At 72.0% G+C, this 5,571-nt stretch carries 6 protein-coding genes and 1 pseudogene; all 7 read left to right on the top strand.

All coding sequences use genetic code 11. The annotated features are described in order from the left end of the window. Nucleotides 1-180 precede the first annotated feature (180 nt). Complete coding sequence (gene ftsH / locus VGD85_RS18145; protein ID WP_331064838.1) at nt 181-2,226, top strand: ATP-dependent zinc metalloprotease FtsH; 2,046 nt, start codon at nt 181-183, stop codon at nt 2,224-2,226. 53 nt (nt 2,227-2,279) lie between these two features. Then, on the top strand, nt 2,280-2,885 hold the full coding sequence (folE, locus tag VGD85_RS18150; RefSeq protein ID WP_331064839.1) for a GTP cyclohydrolase I FolE: 606 nt from the start codon (nt 2,280-2,282) through the stop codon (nt 2,883-2,885). 7 nt (nt 2,886-2,892) lie between these two features. Further along, the gene (folP, locus tag VGD85_RS18155; protein WP_331064840.1) at nt 2,893-3,753 is read left to right on the top strand and encodes a dihydropteroate synthase; all 861 of its coding nucleotides are present in this window, start codon (nt 2,893-2,895) and stop codon (nt 3,751-3,753) included. After that, complete coding sequence (folB, locus tag VGD85_RS18160) at nt 3,750-4,127, top strand: dihydroneopterin aldolase (protein WP_331064841.1); 378 nt, start codon at nt 3,750-3,752, stop codon at nt 4,125-4,127. The genes folP and folB overlap by 4 nt, the downstream gene beginning before the upstream one ends. After that, nucleotides 4,120-4,689 (top strand): 2-amino-4-hydroxy-6-hydroxymethyldihydropteridine diphosphokinase, encoded by a 570-nt coding sequence (gene folK, locus VGD85_RS18165; RefSeq protein WP_331064842.1) that lies wholly within the window; start codon nt 4,120-4,122, stop codon nt 4,687-4,689. Before folB ends, folK begins: the two co-directional genes overlap by 8 nt. A gap of 7 nt (nt 4,690-4,696) precedes the next feature. Next, nucleotides 4,697-5,188, top strand: a complete 492-nt coding sequence (locus tag VGD85_RS18170; protein WP_331064843.1) for a DUF3180 domain-containing protein — start codon at nt 4,697-4,699, stop codon at nt 5,186-5,188. Nucleotides 5,189-5,198: 10 nt separating this feature from the next. After that, nucleotides 5,199-5,571: pseudogene (locus VGD85_RS18175) on the top strand (hypothetical protein); the annotation flags it as partial.

Here is a 5,571-nt window from a genome sequence, read left to right on the forward strand (position 1 = left end):
TCAGGCACACGACCCGCGACCCGGACGCCGCCCGGCCCGCGGCGATGGACGCCGACTGCACCGGAGCCGGCATTTCCTGAGACAATGCCGATTGCCGACGGTGTGTACCGTCGTCAGTCCAGATGAGCGTCCGCCCGGCCAGCCCCCGGACGGACCGTACCCCCGTGTCGAGAGAAGCCTGTGAAGCGCATATTCAAGGGTCCCTGGCTGTGGATCGTCCTCGCCGTGGTCGGCGTGCTGCTGGCCCTGCAGTACCTCGCCCCCAACCGTGGTGGCGACGAGGTCGACGCCTCGAAGATGCGGGACTACATCACCAGCGGCGAGGTCAAGGAGCTGACCTTCGTCGACGGCGGTGAGCAGCAGATCAAGGCGACGCTCGACAACGGCGACAAGGTCACGGCCTTCTGGCTCGACGGCACCCAGGCCGAGCTCGACAACCTCGTGCAGGCCCAGGTCGACGACGGCAAGATCGACGACTACACCGTCGAGGTCCCCAAGCCCAGCCTGCTCGGCTCGATCCTCGCGACGCTGCTGCCGTTCGCGCTGATCATCTTGCTGTTCCTGTTCTTGATGAACCAGGTCCAAGGCGGTGGCGGACGCGGCGTCATGCAGTTCGCCAAGTCCCGCGCGAAGCTGATCTCCAAGGACATGCCGAAGACCACGTTCGGCGACGTCGCCGGATGTGAGGAGGCGATCGAGGAGCTCGGCGAGATCAAGGAGTTCCTCCAGGAGCCCGCCAAGTTCCAGGCGGTCGGCGCGAAGATCCCCAAGGGCGTGCTGCTCTACGGCCCGCCGGGCACCGGCAAGACCCTCCTGGCCCGCGCGGTCGCCGGTGAGGCCGGCGTCCCGTTCTACTCGATCTCCGGCTCCGACTTCGTCGAGATGTTCGTCGGTGTCGGCGCCTCCCGCGTCCGTGACCTGTTCGAGCAGGCCAAGGAGAACGCGCCCGCGATCGTGTTCATCGACGAGATCGACGCCGTCGACCGCCACCGCGGCGCCGGCATGGGCGGCGGCCACGACGAGCGCGAGCAGACCCTCAACCAGCTGCTGGTCGAGATGGACGGCTTCGACGTCCGCGGCGGCGTCATCTTGATCGCGGCCACCAACCGGCCCGACGTGCTCGACCCCGCGCTGCTGCGCCCGGGACGCTTCGACCGGCAGATCCAGGTCGACGCGCCCGACCTCAACGGCCGGCACCTCATCCTCAAGGTCCACTCCCGCGGCAAGCCGATGGCCCAGGACATCGACCTGCTCTCGGTGGCCCGTCGTACGCCGGGCTTCACCGGTGCCGACCTGGCCAACGTGCTCAACGAGGCGGCGCTGCTGACCGCGCGCGCCAACCAGAAGCTGATCACCAACGAGAGCCTCGACGAGGCCATCGACCGCGTGATCGCCGGCCCGCAGCGCCGCACCCGCCTGATGAGCGAGAAGGAGAAGCTCATCACCGCCTACCACGAGGGCGGCCACGCCCTGGTGGCCGCGGCGCTGCCGGGCACCGACCCGGTGCACAAGATCACGATCCTGCCGCGCGGCCGGGCGCTGGGCTACACGATGGTGCTCCCCGACGAGGACAAGTACTCCCAGACCCGCTCGCAGATGCTGGACTCGCTGGCCTACATGCTCGGCGGCCGGGCCGCGGAGGAGATGGTGTTCCACGACCCGACCACCGGCGCCGGCAACGACATCGAGAAGGCCACCAACCTGGCCCGCGCGATGGTGACGCAGTACGGCATGACCGAGCGGCTCGGGGCGATCAAGCTCGGCGAGTCCAACTCCGAGCCGTTCCTCGGCCGTGACCTCGGCCACGCACGCAACTACTCCGAGGACGTCGCGGCGATCGTCGACGAGGAGACCAAGAAGCTGCTCGCGAACGCCCACCAGGAGGCCTTCGAGATCCTCGAGGAGAACCGCGACGTCCTCGACGCGCTGGTGCTCGAGCTGTTCGACAAGGAGACCCTCGACAAGGAGCAGGTCGCGCGGGTGTTCGAGCCGCTGCGCCGCCGCCCCGAGCGCCCGGCGTGGACGGGGTCGCCCGAGCGGAACCCCTCCGCGCTGCCGCCGGTCGAGATCCCGCAGTGGATCCGCGACCGCACGGCGACCAACGGCCAGGTCAAGGAGGACGGCGAGGCCGGCCCGGTGCTGACCCCGCCCGGATCCGGTGGTGACGTGCACGGCGACCCGGGTGTCGAGGGGCCGACCGGCGGCCCGGAGCTGCCCCCGCACTGATCGTGGCCGGTCGCCCGGTGGTCCCGGGGCCGGTGCCCGCTAAGGTCGTCGCCATGACCGACTCGACACGGCCGGACGGCGGCGCCGCACCGCCGTTCGACATGGCCCGTGCCGAGGCCGCGGTCCGGGAGCTGCTCAGCGCCATCGGCGAGGACCCCGAGCGTGAGGGGCTGCGGGAGACGCCCGCCCGCGTCGCCCGGGCCTACGCCGAGCTGACCGCCGGGCTGCGGATGGCCCCCGAGGACGTCCTCACCACGACGTTCGACATCGGCCACGACGAGATGGTGCTCGTGCGTGACATCGAGCTGTGGTCGATGTGCGAGCACCACCTGGTGCCCTTCACCGGGGTCGCTCACGTCGGCTACATCCCCGCCACGAGCGGCAAGATCACCGGCCTGTCCAAGCTCGCCCGGCTGGTGGACGTCTACGCCAAGCGTCCGCAGGTGCAGGAGCGGCTCACCACCCAGGTCGCCGACGCCTTGATGAGCCTGCTCGAGGCGCGCGGCGTGATCGTGGTCATCGAGGCCGAGCACCTGTGCATGACCATGCGCGGGGTCAAGAAGGCCGGCGCCCGCACGATCACCTCCGCGGTCCGCGGCACGATGCGCTCCAACCCGACCACCCGGGCCGAGGCCATGGCCCTGATCCACCGGCGATGATCCGCTGATGGCCGGTCTCGAGGACCTGCTCGCCCCCCGCGCGCGGCCGCGGCTGATGGGCGTCGTCAACGTCACGCCGGACTCCTTCTCCGACGGCGGGCGCTGGCTCGAGCCGAGCGCGGCCATCGCGCACGGGCGCGACCTGCTCGCCGACGGCGCCGAGATCCTCGACATCGGTGGCGAGTCCACCCGGCCCGGCGCCACCCGGCCCCTGGTCGAGGAGGAGCTCGGTCGGGTGATCCCGGTGATCACCGCGCTGGCCGCCGAGGGCGCCGTGGTCTCGGTGGACACCATGCGCGCGGAGGTGGCCGAGGCCGCGCTGGCCGCGGGCGCGGCCGTCGTCAACGACGTCTCCGGCGGGCTCGCGGACCCCCGGATCCTCGAGGTCGTGGCCGCGAGCGGCGCGGCGTACGTCGCGATGCACTGGCGCGCGCACGCCGACCACATGCGCGACTTCGCGGTCTACGACGGCCCCGGCGGCGTGGTCGGCGCGGTCTGCGAGGAGCTGTCCGGGCGGGTCGGGGCGATGCTCGCCGCCGGGATCGGCCGTGAGCAGATCATCCTCGACCCGGGTCTGGGCTTCGCCAAGCGCGCGGAGCACAACTGGGAGCTCCTGCGGCGCATCGACGCCCTCGCGGAGCTGGGGTTCCCGCTGCTGGTGGGGGCCAGCCGCAAGTCCTTCCTCGGCCGGCTGCTCGCCGCGTCGGGCCAGCCGCCCCGGCCGGTCGACCAGCGCGAGCACGCCAACACCGCCATCACCCTCCACCTGGCCCGCCACGGCGTGTGGGGGGTCCGGGTGCACGATGTCCGTGCCTCGCGCGACGCGCTGCGCGTCGCCGAACGGCTCAGCGAGGAGGGGCTGGAGTGACCGACGAGCTCAGCGTCACCGGCATCGAGGGCTACGGCTACCACGGGGTCCTGGAGTTCGAGAAGCGTGCGGGGCAGAAGTTCCTCGTCGACCTCACGCTCGGCATCGACACCGCCCCCGCGGCCGCGTCGGACGACTTGCATGACACCGTCGACTACGGAAGCCTCGTGACGAAGGTCTTGGCTGCCGTGGAGAAGGATCCGGTCGACCTGATCGAGACCCTGGCCCAACGGATCGCGGACGTCTGCCTCTTGGACGACCGTGTTGAATGGGCGACGGTGACGGTCCACAAGCCAGACGCACCCATCCATGCGACGTTCGCGGACGTCACGCTGACGATCACCCGGAAACGTGAGGTCCTCCCTCGTGACTGAGACCCCCAACCCCAACATCATCGACGCGGACACGTTGACCGGGGAGATGCGCCCCATCCGCCGCGCGGTGCTGGCGCTGGGTTCCAACCTCGGCGACCGGTTCACCAGCCTCCAGGGCGCCGTCGGCGCTCTCGCGGACACCCCCGATGTCTGGATCACCGCGGTCTCGCCGGTCTACGAGACCGAGCCGGTGGACAGCCCGCCGGAGGCGAAGACCTACCTCAACGCGGTCGTGCTCGTCGACACCACCCTCGCGGCCTCGCGCCTGATGGACCGGGCGCTCGCCATCGAGGACGCCTTCGACCGCGAGCGCGGCGAGCAGCGCAACGCCCCCCGCACCCTCGACGTCGACCTGATCGTCGTCGGTGACCGGCGCAGCAACGAGGAGTCGCTGCGGCTGCCGCACCCGCGGGCCGCCGAGCGCGCGTTCGTGCTGCGGCCCTGGCACGACGTCGACCCCGCCGCCGAGATCCCCGACCGCGGCCAGGTGGCCGACCTGCTCGAGCAGGTCGACCAGAGCGGCCTGAAGCTCCGCGACGACCTGGTCCTCGAGATCCAGTGACCGGTCGGTGAGCGCCCGGCCACCGGGCGAGGAGCCGCAGCCGACCGGACGTCTCCGGCCGACCTCCGGTGGTGCGCTCACGGCCTGGGCCGTGGTCGGCCTGGTCGGAGGCTGGCTGCTGCACCCGGCCGCCGAGCGGGTCCGTGACACCGCCCCGATCATCACCTGGGCCCAGCCGCTCGCGCTGGTGCTGGTGGCCGCGATCCTCGGCGCGACGGCGTACCTCACCTGGCGGACCGTCCACGTCCAGCACGAGCGCCTCGAGCCGCACCGTGCGGTCAACCGCCTGGTGCTGGCGCGGGCGTGCGCCCTGGTCGGCGCGCTGGTCGCCGGCGGCTACCTCGGGTACGCCGTCAGCTGGATCGGCGTGGACACCGAGCTGGCCACGCAGCGCGCCTGGCGCTCGGCGGTCGCGGCGGTCGCCGGGATCGGCATCGTGGTCACCTCGGTGCTGCTCGAGCGCGCGTGTCGCGTCCGATCCGACGAGGACGACGCCTAACCTGAAGAGCATGGCCTCTTCCCCTGCTCCGGCCTCCCGTCGCCGCCAGCGCAGCACCCGTCTGACCGTCGCCGCCGTCCTCCTGTCCCTCGCCGCCCTCCTCGTCACCGCCGCCGTGGCGAGCGGGTCGCTCCTCGTCGTCAGCCTCGCCGCGGTCCTCGCTGTGGTGCTGGGCGCCGCCGCGACCCGGATCACGCACGCCGAGCTCGTCGCCACGCGTCGCGACGCCGCGCGCGACCGCGCCGAGCAGGCGCAGGCCTACCGCGCCCTCACCGAGGCGCGCACCGCCGAGAACGCCGCGTTCGCCGAGACGATGCGCACCAAGGTCGCCCGCCAGGAGGAGGCGATCCGCGAGCTCGAGGGCGCGCTGACCGCCGCGCAGG

This window comes from Nocardioides sp., from assembly GCF_036401255.1.
Classification (GTDB): domain Bacteria; phylum Actinomycetota; class Actinomycetes; order Propionibacteriales; family Nocardioidaceae; genus Nocardioides.